Consider the following 20607-nt stretch of genomic DNA (forward strand, 5'->3'; position numbering starts at 1 on the left):
GTATAGTTTCAGATTGTGAATTTATATGATTAAAAATTATTATGCAAATTTTTTTTAATTTTTATTATAGATGTGATAATTTTTGATTCGATTCATTATTGTTTTATTTGTTTATTTTGCTTTTCTTTGATTTTATGCTAATTTAAAAATTGTATGAAAAATAATTTGATATTTTTAAAATTTATAGTAAAATTTTAATTTTTCAGAGTTGTAAATAGGTTGTTTGGTTTGCTATTGATGAAGATCCGAATGGTGATTTTTAAACTCAAATTTCTTGAGTCAAAACATTTTCCTTTTGCATTTATCATTTTGTCTTAATAGATCAAAGCCTTAAAAATACTGATCGTAAAAAGAGCCTGAAGAAAAAACTTCAGGCTCCTATTTAAGTTAATTTGAATATTGATTATCTTAATCCGGCTCTTGGTCCGCCTGCAGCTACTACGGCTTGCATTCTTGTTTTCTGATTGGCAGAGAACATGAACATAGCTTTGTCATCTACGTAATCCATATAGTTCATAAACATTTGGGAACGGCTTACTCCTCCGCAAACTCTGTTTAAAGGATAAGTAGGAGTACCGAAGTTAGGACCCGGAGAAACAGGAGTGTCATTAGAGTAATCTGTCTGGCAGCCTGTATCGGAAGATCCCCAAAGGTGAGGCAAGTTCAGGTAATGACCTACTTCGTGCGTAACGGTTCTTCCTAAGTTAAACGGAGCTGAGGCACCAGTTTTTCCAATATATTGGTAACCTATTACAAGACCATCATACCATAATCCTGCAGATTCAGGATAGTAGGCATATCCAAGGGTTCCCGGCTGGTTGCTCTCATCAAGGATAGAATTAACCACCCAGATGTTAAGGTTTTTAGTAGGATCAGTGGCGTCAATCCCTCCTGTAGAGGCTTTCTTCATTTCTTCCAGATCAGATCTCCAGCCTGTTTTTGTGTATTGTTTACGGTTGGTTGCTACCAGTTTGAAGCTGATTTTAACGTTCCCGGCGGCAACGGGCTGAAATGCTGCTGGTATTTTATTAATATCCGTGTTGGTTGCTCCATAATCTGCATTCAGTACTGCGATCTGTTCTGCAATTCTTGCATCAGAAATGTTCTGTGTGGAAGTGTTGTAGATTACATTAAAGACAACCGGTATTTCAACAGTTCCGTCGGCAAGTACCTTGCCCATTGTTAAATCCCTTGAAAACTTTTCAGATTGTAATTCATTGGCTTCAAATCTGGCTCTCAGTGCCGGATCATTCTGAAGTTTCTTCTCTCTTATAAGGTCGGAAGGACAACCTCTTTTTGCATTGGTGATTCCTGTGGGAGCAGCCGCATCCTGGGATATTTCCTCCTGGCTTGAAATATTATCACTGTTACAAGCTGACATGAAGCTCAGAACGAGAGCTCCGAATAGTAGTTTTTTCATAATAAATTATAAATGGTTTGGTCCCCAAATTTATATTATAAAAAATTAATAAACAAAATATTTTTGCAAATATTTGAATATTTTTCATTCAAAGCCCTTTAATATTGAATATTATTCGATTTTTATGTATTTTGGTTGAATTTTAATCATATCACTAATGTGTGTTTAAAATATTTTATAGTTAATTATAGTTTTGTTTAAAATAATCAGGTGATATATCTAAATTGATTTATATTTTTAATTTCATTTTCTGTCTTTGATCAACCAGCAAAGCCATTCTTAATGGCAAAAACAGCCAGACCAACCCGTGTTTTAAGATCAAGCTTATCACAAAGCTGATCCCTGTAGCTTTCCACCGTTCTCGGACTGCAGCACATTTTGTCGGCAATTTCCTTATAACTTAGCTCAGTAACGGTGTATTTCAGGAATTCTTTTTCGCGGTCGGATATTCTTACGGCATTTTCTGCTTCTTTTTCTTTGTTCAGGTTAGAGAATATAATTTTTGATGCCCATTCCGGATAAAAGAATCCATCGGAATTTAATTTTGTGAGAGCAGTTTCCAGATCCTTCGGATGGGTGTTTTTCAGTAAATATCCTTTTGCCCCGTTTTTGATCATTTTAATAACGCTGTTGTCGTCTCCCTGCATACTGAGCGCCATTACTTTGATGTCCGGATGGTGCAGCGTAAGCCAGGCGGCAGTTTCAAAGCCGTCCATAATAGGCATGCTGATGTCCAGCAGAACAATATCCGGGATTTTACCGTTGTCTTCAAATTTCTGGATAAGGTCTTTTCCATTCTCACACACATAGATTACTTCAAATTCATTAAAATTATCAATAATTCCTTCCAGTGCTTTGGCTATAAGTACGTGATCATCAACAATCACTATTGTTTTTTTCATGGCTGTTTCTTTAAAATAATATGAAGTGAAGTGCCGGTATTTTCCTGACTTTCAAGGGTGAAATCGGCTCCTATGATGGCTGCTCTGTTTTTCATATTGGTCAGGCCTATGCCGTTTGATTTTATTGTATCGCTGTCAAATCCAATACCGTCATCTTGAAGGTTCAGCTCCCAAAGTATATCTTCAGACGTATTCAGTTTGATCAGGATATTCTTGCAGTTGGCATGCTTGATGCTGTTCTGGATAAATTCCTGGGTAATCCTGAGCAGTACATTTTTGTGTACAAAGCTCAGATCAAGCTGCCTGAAATTATGTTCAAAAGTCACCTGGCACCTTTTAAACGTATTTGTATTGTCTACCTCTTCCTGAATCAAAGTTACAATTTCCTTTTGGTTTATATTGTCGTCTGTCAGGGTTTTTGAAAGACTTCTGAGATCCTGGAGCGATTGGTTTATGATCTGGGATACCTGGTCGATCCTTTCGCTCACCTCGGGAACTCTGTTTTCGTAGAGAAGCTGTTGGGTGTAAAGGCTTACCAGCGTCAGTTTCTGTCCGATATTGTCATGAAGCTCTCGGCCTATCTGCTGCATGGTAGCCTGCTGAATTTCAAGCTGTGTGGCGAGGAGCTCACGCTTGTGAATCTCGTTTTTTACTTCAATTTCATTCATGTACTCTCTTTTGCGTTGTTTGTATTTGCGGATATATACCATTACAGCGATAACAAACAATACAAAGAAGATATTGAATAAGATTAAGGTTGTGAAGAGCTCTGTTTTCCCCATATGAATGAAATTGAGAATAATAAATACATAATGATCCCTGATATCAGAAAATAGGAAAAATAAACATTATAAATTTCTCTGTAATTTTTTATAAGAGTAAAAAATGTCCAGAAAGGAAGAGTTCCTATATAAAATAAGGTGACTCCCAGATTAATATAAAACATTTTGTTCCTGCTGAAATTCAGAATATCGGAAGAGTTGATCTGCTTATAATATTCCATAATAACGAGTACCATGAGTATTAAACATCCAAAAGTATAATTAAAAGAGAAAATTATTTTTTTGGAGGTAAAGAAAGATTCACTTGGGAGAAATGATAACAGATATAACAGCGACAAAAAATAGAACAGTTTTGGTTTCCCTAATGATTTAGAAGCATAAAGCCAATAAAAGAAAAGAAACTCAACAGGGATAACAAAATAGTTGTAAAACTTGGGCTTGTCATATTCTATCAATAAATGTCCCCATTTTCCCATTACTTCACACAGGAACATGAGGACAAGATAAAGGGAAAAATACTTCCAGTGTCTTTCTTTACTGCTGTTAAAGTAAATAATTGATATTATGGCAGCGAGACCTTCGGCCCAGATTAAAGATTGTTGAAGTATATTCTGAAAATCAGTCATGTGTGTTGTGAAAATTGGTTATTTTAATTAGAAAATTGCTCAACCTTTGGGTTTTCCGGAGGGGACAGGGCTCCATGGTTTTCAGCAATTGTTTCCGGAGAAAGGCTCTCGCCGTTTTTCGATGCCATGGCTAATGAGGATCCGGCATTTGAAGGACAAAAGTCATAATTAAGCATTTCCCCGTTCTCATCTGCTTTTTTCAGGGTAGGAATCATCACCAGGGTATGCCTTTCTGCATATTCCAACTCTACAGGATGGCTTTCCATAATAGCCCAGTCTTCAGCTTTTGGATAGGCTGCATAATAAAACCTGATGCCTAAATCTTCTTCAGAAACTCCGGGATTTACTTTTTGCGCTTCATTTTCTATACAGGCAATGAATTTTTTAAGTTTGGGAAGGTCAAACCAGATCGCGTGGGAATCGGTAATTCCTAATTCTTTATTCACAGCCTGCATCTGGTTATTTCTGTAGTTGTCTATCAGTTTCTGAACAAGATCAGAGGCGATAGTATTGGCAGCTAAAACAGCTCCAAGTGATCCACTCTCAAAAGTAGGTTTTGTTTCCATAACGTTAGTTTTATAAAAGAATGTTAGTTAGTAGTGCAAATTTCGTAAAAAATAAGCAGTAAACTGATGTGTTTTTTCCTGTTTATTTTCCGTGTTTTTACGGATTGTGCATTAGTTTATAAAATGATAAAACCCTCAGGTACACTGAGGGTTACATACTTTATGGAGTTTACTTCTCTTAAATGCAAGGGTATCTTCTGGGATCTCTGCAGATATTCCCTGTTGAGCAGCATAAACCTGCAGGACAGTTCATGTCGATATCGCACTCTACTATTTCAGCAGAGGCACCGCCGCTGATTTTCTTTAAATCATTTCTTTTTAACTTTTTCATAAATTCATTTTTAAAGTTCAAGAACTGGTTGACATTCTGTCTGTGCACAGGCAAGGCTTATTTCAGTACAGTATTCTGTAACGCAGTTGCTGCTTACAGAGCCGTCAGAATAAGTTATTGTTATGCATCTGCAATCTTTTTTCCGCCTAAAATGGTTTTTAGTGCATTTCTTTTTAACTTTTTCATACTGATTTTGTTTTAGTTATAATTTGATGAGATATAAATGTACAAATATTTCACAAGATTTGGATAAATTTAATCTTCAAAAAAATAAGTGATGCAGATTGGGCTGCACCACTTACTTACAAAAATAATATATATGAAAAAAACTACTTATTGATCTGCCGGTCTGAAAACCAAACCGGTCTCTTCGAAATAATCCAGGGCAATCCTGTCGCCGTCATTTACTTTTCCTGCAAGGATCTCTTTGGATAATTTATTTAAAACTTCCTGTTGGATCACTCTTTTCAGTGGTCTCGCTCCGAAAGAAGGATCATATCCTTTATTCATCAGGTAATCTATTGCATCCTGAGTGGCAGTCATGATAATGTTGCGTTTGGCCAGCATATCATTGAAACCTCTCAGCTGATACTGAACAATTTTTCCGATTTCTTTTCTGCTCAAAGGCTGGAACAATACCACTTCATCTATTCTGTTCAGGAATTCAGGTCGTAAGGTCTGTTTCAGAAGATCGAAAACTTCATCCTTGGTTTTGTCGACGATCTCATCCTGATTTTCGTCCGTAATATTTTCAAAGTTCTCCTGGATCAGATGTGAACCTAAATTCGAAGTCATGATAATAATCGAATTCTTGAAATTCACTACACGTCCTTTATTATCTGTCAGACGTCCGTCATCCAGAACCTGAAGCAATGTATTGAAAACATCAGGGTGTGCTTTTTCAATCTCATCAAGCAGAACTACGGAATAAGGTCTTCTTCTTACCGCTTCTGTCAGCTGTCCGCCTTCATCATAACCCACATATCCCGGAGGAGCTCCAACCAGTCTGGATACACTGTGTCTTTCCTGATATTCACTCATGTCGATTCTCGTCATATTATTCTCATCGTCGAATAGATATTCCGCCAGTGCTTTCGCAAGCTCTGTTTTACCGACACCTGTTGTTCCTAAGAATAAGAAAGACCCGATAGGTTTTTTCTCATCACTTAATCCCGCTCTGTTTCTTCTGATTGCATCTGCAACGGCTCCGATAGCTTCATCCTGTCCAACCACGCGGTGGTGGAGCTCCGTTTCAAGATTCAGCAGTTTTTCTCTTTCGGACTGAAGAAGTTTGGTTACAGGAATTCCTGTCCATTTAGCAATAACTTCAGAAATGTTTTCAGCAGTAACTTCCTCCTTAATCAATTCATTCTGATGATTTTGCATCTCCAGTTCCAGTTTTTGCAAAGCATCTTCTTTCTCCTTAATTTTTCCGTACTGGATTTCTGCTACTTTTGCGTAGTCTCCTGCTCTTGAAGCCTTTTCTGCTTCGAGTTTCAAAGACTCAATATCTTTTTTAAGCTGAGTTAAATCCTCAGATTTCTGTTTCTCTTTAAGCCATTTCGCATTGATCTCATTTCTTTCCTCTGAAATTTTAGCGATATCTTCCTTTACATGATCAATCTTCGTCTGGTTGCCTTCTCTCGAAATGGCGGCCAACTCAATTTCCAGCTGCATTAATCTTCTGTCCAGGACATCCAGCTCTTCCGGTTTCGAATTGATCTCCATCCTTAATTTTGCAGAAGCTTCATCAATAAGGTCAATGGCCTTATCCGGTAAGAAACGGTCCGAAATATATCTCTGGGACATTTCCACCGCAGCAATGATCGCTTCATCTTTGATTCTTACTTTGTGGTGAGCCTCGTATTTATCCTTAATACCACGCAGAATGGAAATCGCAGATTCTGTATCCGGTTCTTCCACCATTACTTTCTGGAAACGTCGTTCCAATGCTTTATCCTTTTCAAAATACTTCTGATATTCATTCAAAGTGGTGGCACCAATCGCTCTTAATTCACCTCTTGCCAAAGCCGGTTTAAGAATGTTTGCAGCATCCATAGCTCCTTCACCGCCTCCTGCTCCCACCAAAGTGTGGATCTCGTCGATAAAAAGAATGATCTGTCCTTCAGATTTGATCACTTCATTCACTACAGATTTCAGACGCTCCTCAAACTCACCTTTATATTTAGCTCCGGCAATCAGAGCACCCATGTCCAGTGAATATAAAGTCTTGTCCATCAAATTTTCAGGAATATCCCCTGAAATAATACGGTGTGCAATACCTTCTGCAATTGCGGTTTTACCTACACCGGGCTCCCCGATAAGGATCGGGTTGTTTTTTGTTCTTCTCGAAAGAATCTGCAGCACCCTTCTGATCTCTTCATCACGCCCGATCACCGGATCCAGCTTTCCTTCCGCTGCTAATTCGTTGAAGTTTTTAGCATATTTATTTAAAGACTGGTAAGTTTCCTCTGAGCTTGCAGAGGTTGCCTTACTTCCTTTTCTTAATTCTTTAATGGCACCTTCCAGAAGACTTTTGGTGACCCCCATATCTTTCAGCATTTTGGATACTTCGGAACTGGTGTCCAGTAATGATAACCATAAATGCTCGATCGTTACGTATTCGTCACCCATTTTTTTGGCGATATTCGGGGCATCCAGCAAAACTTTGTTGGCTGATTGAGAGAGGTAAATATTTCCTCCCTGAACTTTTGGAAGCTTTTCAATATTTTCTCTGTTTCGCTCCCTAACCAGGCTTGCATCTGCCTCAGACTTTTTTAATAGGAAAGGCGAAATATTTTCATCTACCTGAAAAATACCTTCAAGTATATGTTGCGGCTCAATACTCTGGTTGCCAAATTCCATAGCAGTCTGCTGTGCTGCTTGGATGGCTTCTTGTGATTTTACAGTATATTGGTTTAAGTTCATATTCTTTATATTTTGTATAATATTTTGTTTTGGTTCAGTTTTAAAAAGACATCAAGAAACCAAATTTTAAGGCCCGGTTTCCTAATGCCATCAATTATTTAATCATTTAATCGGTTACTTTATTTCAAAAACCGTTCAATTATTAAATTTACAAAAAATACGGACAAATTTTCCGGATTATCTATTTTTAACGATAAATTAACTTGACAAATTTTCCGGTTCTTTCATATTTGGTTTAAAATAATGGAAAAACCGTCAGATTGAAGAACGCAAAATTGTAAAACGAAGAAAAAATAGTTTCAGACGACCTCTTTACATCAGCTTAACTTAAAATTCCCCTCCACTGGAGGGATGGCAAATCACAGATTTTACGGGGTGGTTCTACAAAACTCCCGCCTCTGTGTTTAAAATCATAAGGTTAATTCAACTTATTTATCCCAGAATAATTACTTTTGCATTTTACCAGATGGAGCTTAAAGAAAAACAAAGGAAAATTTTAGACGTAGCCGTAGAACTTTTCAAAGAGAAAGGTTATATGGGCAGCTCGGTTCGGGACCTGGCTACAAAGCTTAATATAAAAGCTGCGTCACTGTATGCCCATATCCGTTCAAAAGAAGAAATTCTTGAATGGATCTGTTTTGGTATCGCACAGGAATTTTTTGATGAACTCCAGGAAGTAAAAAATACAGACATTGCGCCAAAAGATAAGCTCAATTTATTTTTAGATAAACACTTATCCGTTGTTCTTCAGAACAGGGATGTTACCCATATTTATTCCAATGAATGGAAACATCTGGAAGAAAGACTTCCCGAATTTATTGAGCTTAGAAAAAACTACCAGGAAGAAGTGGAGCAGTTAATTTCCGAGATTTATAAAGCCGAAAACTGGGAACTGAAATCACCTACCTTTACGACAAGATTTATTCTTCACACCCTGAACAACTCTTATTTCTGGTTCAAAAGAAATACAGAATCTACCTCTGAAATTACTGATGAAATCCGTGCTAAGCTCCTTTACGGCTTATTAGGAAACCAAAAATAGCAATCCCCTAAAGCAAATTGGCCTTTTTGCGATTTTACCTTTTCGCCATGTCCATGCTGAAGTTATTTAGAATCATTCAAAATGTGACAAAAGTCATAAAAATTTTGCCAGCATAGAAATTCTTTTTAAATTTACACCTAACAAATGTTAGTTAGTTGAATATGGATTTTTCAGTTGAATATGTAAAGCTCGACCAGTTGAGACAGCTCCAGTCTGACCGGTTGACAAATTTGGTCGGCTATCTTGGAGAGAGATCGGAATTTTATAGAGGGAAATTTAATGAATCGGGAATATCTCCACAGGATATAAGGTCAATTGAAGATATCACGAAACTTCCTATTACTTACAAACAGGATCTGAGAGATAACTATCCGTTCGGATTGTTTACAGTTCCGAAGAATGAGCTGCAGAGGATTCACTGCTCCAGCGGAACAACGGGAAAGCCTACCGTGGTAGGTTACACCAAAGAAGATGTTGATCTTTTTAGTGAAGTAGTTGCCAGATCATTATATGCAGCAGGGGCTAGGCCGGGAATGCAGCTGCACAATGCCTACGGATACGGAATTTTTACCGGAGGATTAGGACTTCATTACGGGGCGGAAAAATTAGGAATGAGTGTACTTCCGATTTCCGGAGGGATGACAGCCAGACAGGTTGATCTGATTCTTGATTTTAAACCTGAAGTCATTTGCTGTTCACCGTCTTATGCTTTGACGATTGCTGATGAATTTGCCAACAGAGGAATTTCGGCAGATGAAATCAGTCTTAAATATGCTGTTTTGGGTTCAGAGCCCTGGACAGAAATCATCAGGAGTCATATTGAAGAAAGATTAGGGCTTCATGCAACCAATATCTATGGGTTAAGCGAGATCATCGGTCCCGGAGTATCCATGGAAGATTTTGAGGAGAAAGGAGGGGCTTACATCTGGGAAGATCATTTTTATCCGGAAATCCTGGACCCGGTTACCAAACAACCCGTTCCATTTGGAGAAGAAGGTGTTTTGGTGATTACCACTTTAACCAAAAAAGCAATGCCGCTTTTACGCTATTGGACGAATGACATTACAAGTCTCTATTATGATGAAAATGCCAAGAGAAGCATGGTGAAAATGAGACCCATCAAAGGTCGTGTAGATGATATGCTGATCGTAAGAGGGGTAAATGTTTATCCAAGCCAGATTGAAGAAGCATTTTCCCATGTAAAAGGAGTGGTTCCGAACTACTACCTGACCCCTGTTGAAAAAGAACAGATGTGTGTAGCATTGGATATTGATGTGGAAATTGATGATGAATTTGTGAAAACACAAAAAATAGATGCTGATACCGATGATTATTTTAATTTTGTCGGCAGCTTTGGAAAAAACATAGAAAACGAAATCAAAAAGAGGGTAGGGATTACCACGAAAGTAAAAATTCATGCTCAGGACAGCCTGCCAAAGTGCGAAGGCGGAAAAATTAATAGAATACTAAAAAAATAATGAATTCATTTTATAAACTTAAAACGGTAAAAGTTCAGAAAGATACCTCTGATGCGGTAAACGTAGCAGTGGAAATTCCTGAGGAGCTGAAGGATAAATTCAGGTTCAAGCAGGGACAGTATCTTAATTTCCGGATGATGATCGACGGGAATGAGGAAAGACGTTCTTACTCTATCTGCAACGCTCCGAGTGAAAAAAGCAATACACTGGAAGTACTGGTTAAGCTTTTGGAGGGTGGAAAAGTTTCGGGATATTTTAATGAGCACCTTCATATGGATGAAGTGCTGGAAGTAATGCCTCCGATGGGTGGTTTCAATACTTCTTACCATCCCAGCAATGTGAAAACCTATGTAGGTTTGGCAGCGGGAAGCGGTATCAGCCCGGTTTTGTCCAATATTAAGGAAAGCCTTTATCAGGAGCCCAACAGCTCTGCTTATCTGTTCTACAGCAACAGAAGCATGAATCATGTAATGAAGAGGTCTGAAATTGATAAATTGGTTGAGCAGTTCAACGGAAGACTAAAAGTAATCTATCTGGTAAGCCGTGAAAAACATGAAGATCCTGTATTCGAAGGAAGAATTTCTGCTGAAAAGCTGGAGCAGCTGTTTGAAAGATATACTGATATTGATGTAAAAGAGGCTACTTATTTTATTTGCGGACCTGCAGAAATGATCAAAGGAATTGCAGATTATCTGAAAAAAGATAAAAAAGTACCTGCTATCCAGGTATTGTTTGAATATTTTACAGCTCCCGATGAAGAAAATTCGGAGGAAATGAGTGAAGAATTCAAAGCGATAGCCAATATTGAAAGTATGGTAACGGTGATCATTGATGACGATGAGTATTCGTTCCACCTGAATTCCAAAAAAGAAAGTATCTTAGATAAAGCATTAAAAGACAATCTTCCTGTGCCTTTCGCATGTAAAGGAGGAGTGTGCTGTACGTGTAAAGCAGAAGTTCTGGAAGGAGAAGTTTTCATGGAAAAGAATTTTGCGCTTACCGAAGAAGAAGTAGCCAGAGGTTATGTTCTGACATGTCAATGTCACCCGACTACGAATGTGGTGATGCTTAATTATGACGTTTAATTGTATTAATGACTTGATGTAAAATGTATTCATGAATACATTAATACTTTTTACATTTTACAAAAACAAAAGAAATGGACTTAGAAAAATTTGTTCAATACGTTCACGAAGAAAATAAAGTAGAGCCAAAGGATATCATGCCTGATGATTACAGAAAACTTTTGGTAAGACAGATCTCACAGCATGCCCATTCTGAGATTGTAGGAATGCTGCCGGAAGCCAACTGGATCTCAAGAGCTCCTTCATTAAGAAGAAAAATGGCTCTTTTGGCAAAAGTTCAGGATGAAGCGGGACATGGTCTATACCTTTATGCGGCTACTGAAACCCTAGGAAATGGAACCATCAGAGCGGACAGGGATGCAACTTATGATGATATGCTTTCCGGTAAAGCTAAATATTCAAGTATTTTCAATTATCCTACATTAAGCTGGGCGGATATTGGAGCTATCGGCTGGCTGGTAGATGGTGCTGCCATTATGAATCAGGTAATGCTGATGGGAAATTCTTACGGCCCTTACTCAAGAGCGATGGTGAGAATCTGTAAAGAAGAATCTTTCCACCAAAGACAGGGTTATGAAATTCTGATGGCGCTTTGCCGAGGTACCAAACAGCAGAAAGAAATGGCTCAGGCTTCGTTAAACCGTTTCTGGTGGCCGGCTTTAATGATGTTTGGCCCGAATGACGATAGCTCGCCAAACTCTAAAATCTCTATGAACTATAGAGTAAAAAGAGAAAGTAACGACAGTCTTCGTCAGAGATTTATAGACGTTACCGTTTCTCAGGCTGAGTTTTTAGGATTAACAATTCCGGATAAAGACCTGAAATGGAATGAGGAAAGACAGCATTACGATTTCGGGGAACTTCCGTGGGATGAATTCATGGAAATCCTTAAAGGAAATGGACCTGCCAATAAAAAGCGTATCGAGACCAAAAGAAAAGCTCAAAGAGAAAATGCATGGGTAAAAGAGGCAGCAGTGGCTTTTGCTGAGAAAAGTGCAAAAACAGTAGAAAAATAACCATCAAATTATGAAAAGAACATTGGTATTCCTTTTTTCATCTTTAATATTTTTAATAGCATGCGGTACTCAATCTGCGGCAACAAATGTTTTTGATGATACTTATGGATATTCAGAAAAAATCCGGTTAAAGTAGGCAATTTAAGCCCTGTAAACTCGATTGAATATTTATCATCATTAACAGGTCCCAACGGGGAGGAAGTCAGTTTTGACAGACTGGGAAGTTGCTGTGCTTTTAAAACTAAAAATGCATTAATCGGAGATATGGGACTTCTTGATAAATATCGGGTTACCTATGAAGGTAAAAAAGATACCGTTTATCTGTATATGAATATTTATGATAAAGCAGAATTAGGAACACCAAAAGGATTTAAAAGAAAATAAGATATGAGTCAATTAGATATGTGGGAAGTGTTTATTCAGACTAAACCGGGATTATCTCACAAACACGCCGGAACAGTTCAGGCACCGACAGCAGAAATGGCCTTGCAAAATGCAAGAGATGTTTATACAAGAAGAAAAGAAGGAACCTGCGTATGGGTAGTTCCAAGTAAATATATTGTGACTTCGGAAGGGATGGACCAGGATGCATTTTTCGATCCTGCAGATGACAAACTATACCGTCATCCTACGTTCTACGATATTCCTAATGACGTAAAAAATATGTAATTAATAAGACTTCAAGATACAAGATATCAGATACAAGACTTTTGTCAATCTGAAATCTAATGTCTGAAATCTGAAATCTATTAAATAATGAATCCACTATATAATTATTTATTGAAATTTGCCGATGACAGTTTCATCATGGGGCAGAGATTATCCGAATGGTGCGGTGAAGGCCCCTACCTGGAGGAAGATATTGCATTGACGAATATTGCGCTGGATGAACTCGGGCAGGCCAATAATTTCTATCAGTATGCTTCAAGAGTTGCCGATAACGGTAAAAGTGAAGATGACCTGGCATTTTTAAGATACGAACACGAATATGTGAATGCCCACTGGGTGGAACTTCCCAACGAAGATTATGCACAAACTATTCTTAAGGTATATGTTTTCTCTGTATACCAGAAACTGATGTACGAAGCATTATCCCATTCTGCGGATGAAGAGCTTTCCGCTCTTGCCCAGAAATCTTTGAAAGAAGTAAAATACCACTATACCCATGCTTCTTCATGGATGAAAATTTTTGCCCAGGGAACGGAAGAAAGTAAAAGCCGTTTGGTAAAAGCTATTGAAAATATCTGGGAGTATACCAAAGGCTTGTTCGCAAAAGTGGAAGGAGAAGATGATTTAATTGCTTTAAACATTGCTCCGGATGTTGATGAATTATACAAAGAATTTGTAGCGATTACAACAAAAGATTTCCAGGAATATGGATTGGCATTCCCTGAAAATCCATTTATGCAGCCAAAATCCAGAACAGGATATCATACAGAATATTTCGGATACATTCTTTGTGAGCTTCAGTATATGCAGAGAGCTTATCCGGGATGTACATGGTAAGATAATTTGTTGATGTTTTGATTTGTTGATGTGAAATTATCAACCCATTATCAAATCATCATATTATCACATCTATTATTTATGAATGATTTATTAAACATACTATCCCAGGTTCCCGATCCCGAAATTCCGGTGATCAATGTTGTGGAACTAGGTATTGTAAGAGAGGCAAAAGTTACAGGCGAGAATGCCTGCGAAGTAACCATAACGCCTACTTACTCTGCCTGTCCTGCCATGTTTACTATTGAGGAAGATATCATGAAAATCATGAAGGAAAACGGCTGGGATGCCAAAGTAGTCACCAAAATGTTTCCCATATGGACCACAGATTGGCTGACGGATGAAGCGAGGAAAAACTCCGTGCTTACGGAATCACACCTCCTGAAAAAGGAGCAGACGAGCACCACATCGGGAAACCGAAAAAATGTCCGCGTTGTGGCTCTATGAATTCAAAACAGATCAGCAGATTCGGATCTACCTTGTGTAAGGCTTCTTACCAATGTCTGGACTGCCTGGAACCTTTTGATTATTTTAAATGCCATTGATTATTAATGTAACAATATACCAATGTACCGGTTACCAGAATAATTGTTACACTGTTATCCTAATAGATTGCTAAATTATTTTGATGTTATGCATAACTACTTATTGTTACATAATTAAACTGCTAGATTGTTACATTATATAGATTGTTAGATTATTTTATATTGTTAAATTAGAGCAGTGTAATTTTTAATTCTTTTAATCATTTAATTTTAAATTTAAAACCATGTATACACAACTTGATATTGAAACGCATTTTGACGGGAAACTGAAAATAGCTTACCTCAATCAGCCAGAAACTATGAACGCGCTTACTAAGCCTTCTTTATCGGATCTTAAAGATTTTATTAAAGAATGCAACGAAGATCCAGCAGTAAGATGTGTGGCCATTTCGGGAAGGGGAAGAGCTTTCTGCTCCGGTCAGAACCTGGATGATGCTTTTGTGCAGGGCAATGAGCACCACGATAACAATATCATCAGAAAAATTGTAGTGGACTACTACAATCCTCTGGTAACAGAAATCACCCATTGCAAGAAACCGGTTGTGGCATTGGTAAACGGTCCGGCAGTTGGTGCCGGAGCTATGTTAGCCCTGATCTGTGACTTCGTTTTGGCAGTTGATAAGTCCTATTTTGCCCAGGCATTTTCAAATATCGGACTGATTCCTGATACGGGGGGAACTTATTTCTTACCAAAACTATTGGGAAGACAATTAGCCAATTACTTAGCATTTACAGGAAAAAGGCTGTCAGCTGAAGAATCCAAATCCTATGGTTTGGTTGCTGAGGTTTTCACAGAGGAAGAGTTTGCTACTAAATCCATGGAGATCCTTGAAAAAATGTCAAATATGCCGACTGCTGCCATTAAATTAACCAAAAAAGCTTTTGCCCAGTCTTACAGCAACACATTGAAAGAACAGCTTGAACTGGAAGGTGATCTACAGCAGGAAGCCGCGGAAACAGAAGATTTTATAGAAGGTGTAAATGCCTTTTTACAGAAGAGAAAACCTGAATATAAAGGGAAGTAAATTTCGTATTAATGTATTCATGTAAAAAGTATTCATGACTAATGCGATCTAAAAGTAACCAAGAATGCATTTTGTCCAGCCTTTTACATGAATACTTTTTACATAAATACATTGTACAAAAATAAAATGAACGTAGGAATTATCGGTGCTGGGACTATGGGAATCGGCATTGCACAAGTAGCCGCCACGAACGGATGCAAAGTCTGGGTATATGATGCCAATCCAAAACAGGTAGAAACAGCCACTGTAGGTTTAGAAAAAACATTAACCAGACTGGTTGACAAGCAGAAAATTTCGGCAGAGAAAATGGTTGAAATTTTAGCTAACATATCTATCGCTACAGAATTGAAAGACTTCAAAGATTGCGGACTGATCATAGAAGCCATCATCGAAAACAAAGACATAAAAACCAAAGTATTTACAGAGCTCGAAACCTATGTTTCCGAAGACTGTATCATCAGTTCCAATACATCATCCATTTCTATCACCTCTCTCGGTGCAGAATTAAAGAAACCTGAACGTTTCATCGGAATCCACTTCTTCAATCCGGCTCCATTAATGCCTTTGGTTGAAATTATTCCATCTTTGCTTACAGAAAAATCATTAGCTGAAAAAATGTATAACCTCATGAAAGAATGGGGTAAAATGCCTGTAATCGCTAAAGATATTCCCGGATTTATCGTCAACAGGATTGCCCGTCCTTACTATGGTGAAGGTTTGAGAATTGTTGAAGAAAATATTGCAACTCCTGAGCAGGTGGACGAAGCCATGAGAACACTTGGAAACTTTAAAATGGGACCTTTTGAACTGATGGATTTGATTGGTGTTGATGTGAACTTTGCAGTAACAACAACCGTTTACAAAGATTATTTTTACGATCCGAAGTATAAACCGTCACTTCTTCAGCAAAGAATGTCCGAAGCCAAACTTCACGGCAGAAAGACAGGAAAAGGTTTCTACAATTATACTGAAACCGACAAAGGAGGTTCGACGACCAACGGCAGTCAATATGCAGAAAATCCGGCAGCTCAGAAAGATGATGCCTTATATCAGCAGATCTTTTTAAGAATCATTTCAATGTTGATTAATGAAGCAGTAGAAGCCAAAAGATTAGGTGTTGCCAGCGATGAGGATATTGAACTGGCGATGCAGAAAGGAGTAAACTATCCGAAAGGGCTATTAGCCTGGGGTAAAGAAATAGGGTACTCAAAAATCTCCGAAACCCTTCAAAACCTTTACGAAGAATACCAGGAGGAAAGGTACAGACAAAGTCCTTTACTTAAAAAAATGAATTAGGAATATGCTGATGTGCTAATCCGGTGATTAAACAACAATCAACATATTAACACATCATCACATCATCATATCAACACATTAAATGTATGACGCCGAGACAAGTAGCAGATTATATGTTCGATCAGGATTATTTTTCCCAATGGATGAATATCAAAATGATCGAAGTCAAAGAAAACTATTGCTTAATAGAAATGCCCATCAAAAAAGAAATGCTTAATGGGCTTAAAACCGTTCACGGAGGTGTTACGTTTGCCTTTGCAGATTCTGCACTGGCGTTTTCGTCCAACAGTTCCGGAGATGCAGCTGTAGCATTGAATTGTATCATTAATTTTACCAAAGCAGGAAAAGAAGGTGATGTTTTCAGAGCAGAAAGCATCCTCGTGAACAATACCAGAAAAACAGCCGTTTACGACATTAAAATTACCAATCAAAAAAGCGAATTGGTAGCCAAATTTGTCGGAACTGTTTATAAAATAGGAAAAAAGTAACTGAATTATAGATGTGGTGATGTGTTGATATGTTAATCTGACGATTAATCAACACATTTTCATATCAGCACATTATCAAATTAAAATCATGAACAACGTATACATCATAGACTACGTACGAACGCCAGTTTCAAAACTGCAGGGAGGATTATCAGAAGTAAGAGCTGATGATCTGGCTGCTATTGTTATTAAAGAAGTAGTAGCAAGAAATCCTGAAGTTCCTGTGGACGAAATTGAAGATGTTATTTTCGGATGTGCCAACCAGGCGGGAGAAGATAACCGTAATGTAGCCCGTATGGCTCTTTTGCTGGCAGGACTTCCTTACAAAATCGGCGGTGAAACGGTAAACAGGCTTTGTGCTTCGGGAATGTCTGCGGTAGCTAATGCTTTCCGTTCCATTGCAGCAGGAGAAGGCGAAATTTATATCGCAGGTGGGGTAGAACATATGACGCGTTCCCCTTATGTAATGTCTAAACCGGGTTCTGCTTTCGGAAGAGACAGCCAGATGTTTGATACTACTTTCGGATGGCGCTTTGTTAATCCGAAAATGAAAGAAATGTATGGAGTAGACGGAATGGGAGAGACTGCAGAAAACCTTGCCGATATTCACAATATTAGCAGAGAAGATCAGGATAAATTTGCCCTTTGGTCTCAGCAGAAAGCTACAAAAGCTCTGGAAAGCGGGAGACTGGCAGAAGAAATTGTAAAAGTTGAAATTTCACAGAAAAAAGGAGAACCTAAAATTTTTGATACAGACGAATTCATTAAGCCAACATCTTCTTTGGAAGGTTTAGGAAAGCTTCGCCCCGCTTTCAGAAAAGAAGGAACCGTAACTGCAGGAAATGCTTCAGGAATGAATGACGGAGCCGCAGCCCTTATCCTTGCAAGTGAAGAAGCTGTAAAAAAATATGGATTAAAGCCTAAAGCAAAAATCTTAGGGTCTGCCGTTGCAGGTGTAGAACCGAGAATCATGGGAATAGGGCCTGTAGAAGCAACGCAGAAACTATTGAAAAGACTGAACCTTTCTCTTGATGATATGGATATCATTGAGCTGAATGAAGCATTTGCAGCACAGGCTTTAGCGGTAACCAGAAGTTTAGGCTTAAAAGATGATGATTCAAGAGTGAATCCAAACGGAGGCGCTATTGCCATAGGGCATCCACTGGGAGTTTCCGGGGCAAGAATTGTTGGTTCTGCTGCGATAGAACTTGAAAAACAGAATAAGAAATATGCATTGTGTACCCTTTGTATCGGTGTCGGACAAGGCTATGCAATGGTCATTGAAAAAGTATAATTAATGTGATGGATATGTTGATGCGGTGCAAATTATCATCAACATATCATCACATCAACAAATCAACGCATCAGCATTATGAACATCTACTCATACCACGGCATACGTCCCATCATCAAGCCATCTGCTTACATCCATCCGCAGGCGGTAATCATTGGGAACGTAGAGATCGGCGAAGAAGTATATATCGGACCCAATGCCGTGATCCGCGGTGACTGGGGAAAAATTATCATTAAAGACGGCGCGAATGTTCAGGAAAACTGTACCCTTCACGTATTCCCGAATATTGAGACCATTCTTGAAGAATCTGCACACATCGGACATGGAGCTATCATCCATTCCGGGCATATTGGTAAAAACTGCCTTGTTGGAATGAATTCCGTAGTGATGGACAAAGCCGTTATTGGTGATGAATGTATTATTGGAGCCCTAGCCTTTGTGCCTGCCAACTTCAAATGTGAGCCGAGAAAACTCATTGTAGGAAGTCCGGCAAAGATCATCCGTGACGTTTCCGATGAAATGATCCACTGGAAAACCGAAGGAACCAAGCTTTATCAGGAATTGGCAAGAGAAGGAAAAGAAGCTATCTTGCCTTGTGAACCCTTTACAGAATATGTTCAGCAAATTCCCACGAAAATTGTTGATTACAGTATCTGGGACGATATAAAATAATTGTCCTTAATAAACCTCATAGGTTTTCAAAACCTATGAGGTTTAAATATCAAAAAACACACAAATGAAAAAAGTAAATGTCAAATACAGAAAATTTTGAATATGGATATGTGTATCACATCTACTCTCACGCAAATGGAAGAGATTTAATTTTTAGAGAAGAAAAAATTATAAATATTTTTTAGATAAACTTGTAAAATATATTATTCCAATAGCTGAAATATATGCATATTGTTTAATGCCAAATCATTTTCATTTATTGGTAAGATTTAAAAGTGAAGACCAAAATCCAAATGAAGATGAACATAAATATTTAATGAAACAGTTTAGTAATTTGTTAAATGGTTATGCAAAAGCTTATAATAAAAGATATGATCGAAAAGGTTCTCTTTTTCTTGATTATTTAAAACGTAAAAGAGTGAATGATAATGCGTATTTGATTAAACTATTTCATTATATCCATAATAATCCCGTTAATCATGGATTTGTTGAAGATATTAAAGATTGGAAATATTCATCTTATCATTCTTATATTAATTTGACTAAAGAAAGTAAAATTGAAAGAACAGAAATGATGCAATATTTTGATACAGTAAATGATTTTATAGAATATCATCAATCAAATGTTGAATATGATTTCTTGACAATTGAATAAAATATTTCGACTCAAACCTCATAGGTTTCTAAAACCTATGAGGTTTTGAAAGGACAACCAGTAATAAAATAAAGTATGATCAAAAAAATCCTCACACTTTTCAGTATTCTTTTTGCTTTCCAATTTATGGTTTTAGCCCAGAATAAAACTGTAAAACCTCTGACTATCGGAGAAATTCGAACATTAAAATCTAAGGTATTAAATGAAGACAGAACCTTAAACATCTATCTTCCCCAAGGATTTGATAAAACAAAATCATACCCGGTGATCTATCTGTTGGATGGAAGCATGAATGAAGATTTTATTCACGTGACAGGATTAGTACAATTCTTTAATCAGATGTATGCCATGCCGGAAACTATTTTAGTGGGAATTGCTAATGTAGACAGGAAAAGAGATTTTACTTTTCATACGGATTTAAAAGACTTGCAGAAAGATTATCCTACAACAGGATATTCTGATAAGTTTATTGCTTTTCTTGAAAAAGAATTAAAACCTTATGTTGAAAGCCAGTTTAAAACTACTGACAAATATTTGTTCGGTCAATCTCTGGGAGGACTTCTGGCAACAGAAATACTTTTGAAGAAACCTGAAATGTTCAACAATTATTTTATCATCAGCCCGAGTTTATGGTGGGATGATGAAAGTCTTTTAAAACAGGCTCCTCAGTTACTTACAAAATCTCCGGATACTAAAAAATTCGTTTATGTTTCTGTAGGGAAAGGAGAACATCCTGTGATGGTACAAGATGCTGAGGCCTTCTATGATGTTTTGAAAAAGGCAGGCAAGAAAAACTGGACATTAGAATATAAAATGATGGAAACAGATAACCATGCCACCATTCTTCACAGAAGTTTGTATGAAGGTTTGGTGAAAATGTTTCCTTATAAAGAATCGAAATAAATTAAAATGTAACAATATGAAAATGTATCGGTGTAATAATTATTGTT

The 20607-nt window shown here is 37.6% G+C and carries 20 protein-coding genes and 1 pseudogene; 14 read left to right on the forward strand and 7 right to left on the reverse strand.

All coding sequences use genetic code 11. The features are described from left to right. Positions 1-403: 403 nt before the first annotated feature. From N4G44_RS05235 to clpB, 7 genes are all read right to left on the reverse strand, one after another. Positions 404-1420 carry a zinc metalloprotease gene (locus N4G44_RS05235; protein ID WP_474924921.1) on the reverse strand — a complete coding sequence of 339 codons (1017 nt, stop codon included), beginning with the start codon at positions 1418-1420 and terminating at the stop codon, positions 404-406. Between the two features lie 260 nt (positions 1421-1680). After that, the gene (locus tag N4G44_RS05240; protein WP_474924925.1) at positions 1681-2322 is read right to left on the reverse strand and encodes a response regulator; all 642 of its coding nucleotides are present in this window, start codon (positions 2320-2322) and stop codon (positions 1681-1683) included. Then, positions 2319-3104 carry a sensor histidine kinase gene (locus N4G44_RS05245; RefSeq protein WP_474924927.1) on the reverse strand — a complete coding sequence of 262 codons (786 nt, stop codon included), beginning with the start codon at positions 3102-3104 and terminating at the stop codon, positions 2319-2321. The genes N4G44_RS05240 and N4G44_RS05245 overlap by 4 nt, the downstream gene beginning before the upstream one ends. Next, positions 3074-3730 (reverse strand): hypothetical protein, encoded by a 657-nt coding sequence (locus tag N4G44_RS05250; protein WP_474924929.1) that lies wholly within the window; start codon positions 3728-3730, stop codon positions 3074-3076. The genes N4G44_RS05245 and N4G44_RS05250 overlap by 31 nt, the downstream gene beginning before the upstream one ends. 23 nt (positions 3731-3753) lie before the next feature. Beyond that, on the reverse strand, positions 3754-4296 hold the full coding sequence (locus tag N4G44_RS05255) for a hypothetical protein (RefSeq protein WP_474924931.1): 543 nt from the start codon (positions 4294-4296) through the stop codon (positions 3754-3756). Between the two features lie 178 nt (positions 4297-4474). Continuing rightward, positions 4475-4627: a hypothetical protein gene (locus N4G44_RS05260; protein ID WP_474924932.1), complete on the reverse strand. Its 153-nt coding sequence runs from the start codon at positions 4625-4627 to the stop codon at positions 4475-4477. A 333-nt stretch (positions 4628-4960) separates the two neighbouring features. Then, positions 4961-7555, reverse strand: a complete 2595-nt coding sequence (clpB, locus tag N4G44_RS05265; protein WP_474924933.1) for an ATP-dependent chaperone ClpB — start codon at positions 7553-7555, stop codon at positions 4961-4963. A 466-nt stretch (positions 7556-8021) separates the two neighbouring features. Between clpB and N4G44_RS05270 the strand changes: the two genes are divergently transcribed. The 14 genes and pseudogenes from N4G44_RS05270 to N4G44_RS05335 all read left to right on the forward strand — a co-directional run bounded on the left by N4G44_RS05270 (position 8022) and on the right by N4G44_RS05335 (position 20560). Further along, complete coding sequence (locus tag N4G44_RS05270; RefSeq protein ID WP_474924934.1) at positions 8022-8597, forward strand: TetR/AcrR family transcriptional regulator; 576 nt, start codon at positions 8022-8024, stop codon at positions 8595-8597. 161 nt (positions 8598-8758) lie between these two features. Then, positions 8759-10075 carry a phenylacetate--CoA ligase family protein gene (locus N4G44_RS05275; RefSeq protein WP_474924935.1) on the forward strand — a complete coding sequence of 439 codons (1317 nt, stop codon included), beginning with the start codon at positions 8759-8761 and terminating at the stop codon, positions 10073-10075. Beyond that, positions 10075-11160, forward strand: coding sequence for a 2Fe-2S iron-sulfur cluster-binding protein (locus N4G44_RS05280; protein WP_474924936.1), 1086 nt, complete (start codon positions 10075-10077; stop codon positions 11158-11160). The genes N4G44_RS05275 and N4G44_RS05280 overlap by 1 nt, the downstream gene beginning before the upstream one ends. Positions 11161-11234: 74 nt before the next feature. Then, entirely contained in the window at positions 11235-12176 is a 942-nt protein-coding gene (gene paaA / locus N4G44_RS05285) for a 1,2-phenylacetyl-CoA epoxidase subunit PaaA (RefSeq protein ID WP_474924937.1), read from the forward strand. A gap of 387 nt (positions 12177-12563) precedes the next feature. Then, the gene (gene paaB, locus N4G44_RS05290; protein ID WP_260540475.1) at positions 12564-12845 is read left to right on the forward strand and encodes a 1,2-phenylacetyl-CoA epoxidase subunit PaaB; all 282 of its coding nucleotides are present in this window, start codon (positions 12564-12566) and stop codon (positions 12843-12845) included. 87 nt (positions 12846-12932) lie between these two features. After that, positions 12933-13682 (forward strand): 1,2-phenylacetyl-CoA epoxidase subunit PaaC, encoded by a 750-nt coding sequence (gene paaC / locus N4G44_RS05295; protein ID WP_474924938.1) that lies wholly within the window; start codon positions 12933-12935, stop codon positions 13680-13682. 81 nt (positions 13683-13763) lie between these two features. Beyond that, a pseudogene (gene paaD / locus N4G44_RS05300) lies at positions 13764-14227 on the forward strand (1,2-phenylacetyl-CoA epoxidase subunit PaaD). Between the two features lie 224 nt (positions 14228-14451). Further along, entirely contained in the window at positions 14452-15252 is an 801-nt protein-coding gene (locus N4G44_RS05305) for an enoyl-CoA hydratase/isomerase family protein (RefSeq protein WP_474924939.1), read from the forward strand. A gap of 126 nt (positions 15253-15378) precedes the next feature. Then, the gene (locus N4G44_RS05310; protein WP_474924940.1) at positions 15379-16548 is read left to right on the forward strand and encodes a 3-hydroxyacyl-CoA dehydrogenase NAD-binding domain-containing protein; all 1170 of its coding nucleotides are present in this window, start codon (positions 15379-15381) and stop codon (positions 16546-16548) included. A gap of 86 nt (positions 16549-16634) precedes the next feature. Next, positions 16635-17036 carry a PaaI family thioesterase gene (locus N4G44_RS05315; RefSeq protein WP_474924942.1) on the forward strand — a complete coding sequence of 134 codons (402 nt, stop codon included), beginning with the start codon at positions 16635-16637 and terminating at the stop codon, positions 17034-17036. Between the two features lie 88 nt (positions 17037-17124). Next, positions 17125-18330, forward strand: a complete 1206-nt coding sequence (gene pcaF / locus N4G44_RS05320; RefSeq protein WP_474924944.1) for a 3-oxoadipyl-CoA thiolase — start codon at positions 17125-17127, stop codon at positions 18328-18330. A 78-nt stretch (positions 18331-18408) separates the two neighbouring features. Further along, entirely contained in the window at positions 18409-19002 is a 594-nt protein-coding gene (locus tag N4G44_RS05325) for an acyltransferase (RefSeq protein WP_474924946.1), read from the forward strand. A 238-nt stretch (positions 19003-19240) separates the two neighbouring features. Continuing rightward, positions 19241-19657: a transposase gene (locus N4G44_RS05330; RefSeq protein WP_474924947.1), complete on the forward strand. Its 417-nt coding sequence runs from the start codon at positions 19241-19243 to the stop codon at positions 19655-19657. A gap of 75 nt (positions 19658-19732) precedes the next feature. Beyond that, positions 19733-20560, forward strand: a complete 828-nt coding sequence (locus N4G44_RS05335) for an alpha/beta hydrolase (protein ID WP_474924950.1) — start codon at positions 19733-19735, stop codon at positions 20558-20560. The last annotated feature ends 47 nt before the right edge of the window (positions 20561-20607 follow it).

Source organism: Chryseobacterium sp. GTID13, from assembly GCF_056172655.1.

Bases quoted from the DNA above. Each gene is read 5' to 3' on its own strand.
- N4G44_RS05315 (WP_474924942.1), top strand. From the start codon at position 16,635: ATGACGCCGAGACAAGTAGCAGATTATATGTTCGATCAGGATTATTTT.
- N4G44_RS05240 (WP_474924925.1), bottom strand. From the start codon at position 2,322: ATGAAAAAAACAATAGTGATTGTTGATGATCACGTACTTATAGCCAAA.
- N4G44_RS05250 (WP_474924929.1), bottom strand. From the start codon at position 3,730: ATGACTGATTTTCAGAATATACTTCAACAATCTTTAATCTGGGCCGAA.
- N4G44_RS05335 (WP_474924950.1), top strand. From the start codon at position 19,733: ATGATCAAAAAAATCCTCACACTTTTCAGTATTCTTTTTGCTTTCCAA.
- N4G44_RS05275 (WP_474924935.1), top strand. From the start codon at position 8,759: ATGGATTTTTCAGTTGAATATGTAAAGCTCGACCAGTTGAGACAGCTC.
- N4G44_RS05235 (WP_474924921.1), bottom strand. From the start codon at position 1,420: ATGAAAAAACTACTATTCGGAGCTCTCGTTCTGAGCTTCATGTCAGCT.
- N4G44_RS05280 (WP_474924936.1), top strand. From the start codon at position 10,075: ATGAATTCATTTTATAAACTTAAAACGGTAAAAGTTCAGAAAGATACC.
- N4G44_RS05305 (WP_474924939.1), top strand. From the start codon at position 14,452: ATGTATACACAACTTGATATTGAAACGCATTTTGACGGGAAACTGAAA.
- N4G44_RS05310 (WP_474924940.1), top strand. From the start codon at position 15,379: ATGAACGTAGGAATTATCGGTGCTGGGACTATGGGAATCGGCATTGCA.
- N4G44_RS05325 (WP_474924946.1), top strand. From the start codon at position 18,409: ATGAACATCTACTCATACCACGGCATACGTCCCATCATCAAGCCATCT.
- paaB (WP_260540475.1), top strand. From the start codon at position 12,564: ATGAGTCAATTAGATATGTGGGAAGTGTTTATTCAGACTAAACCGGGA.
- N4G44_RS05330 (WP_474924947.1), top strand. From the start codon at position 19,241: ATGCCAAATCATTTTCATTTATTGGTAAGATTTAAAAGTGAAGACCAA.
- clpB (WP_474924933.1), bottom strand. From the start codon at position 7,555: ATGAACTTAAACCAATATACTGTAAAATCACAAGAAGCCATCCAAGCA.
- N4G44_RS05255 (WP_474924931.1), bottom strand. From the start codon at position 4,296: ATGGAAACAAAACCTACTTTTGAGAGTGGATCACTTGGAGCTGTTTTA.
- pcaF (WP_474924944.1), top strand. From the start codon at position 17,125: ATGAACAACGTATACATCATAGACTACGTACGAACGCCAGTTTCAAAA.
- N4G44_RS05245 (WP_474924927.1), bottom strand. From the start codon at position 3,104: ATGGGGAAAACAGAGCTCTTCACAACCTTAATCTTATTCAATATCTTC.
- paaA (WP_474924937.1), top strand. From the start codon at position 11,235: ATGGACTTAGAAAAATTTGTTCAATACGTTCACGAAGAAAATAAAGTA.
- paaC (WP_474924938.1), top strand. From the start codon at position 12,933: ATGAATCCACTATATAATTATTTATTGAAATTTGCCGATGACAGTTTC.
- N4G44_RS05270 (WP_474924934.1), top strand. From the start codon at position 8,022: ATGGAGCTTAAAGAAAAACAAAGGAAAATTTTAGACGTAGCCGTAGAA.
- N4G44_RS05260 (WP_474924932.1), bottom strand. From the start codon at position 4,627: ATGAAAAAGTTAAAAAGAAATGATTTAAAGAAAATCAGCGGCGGTGCC.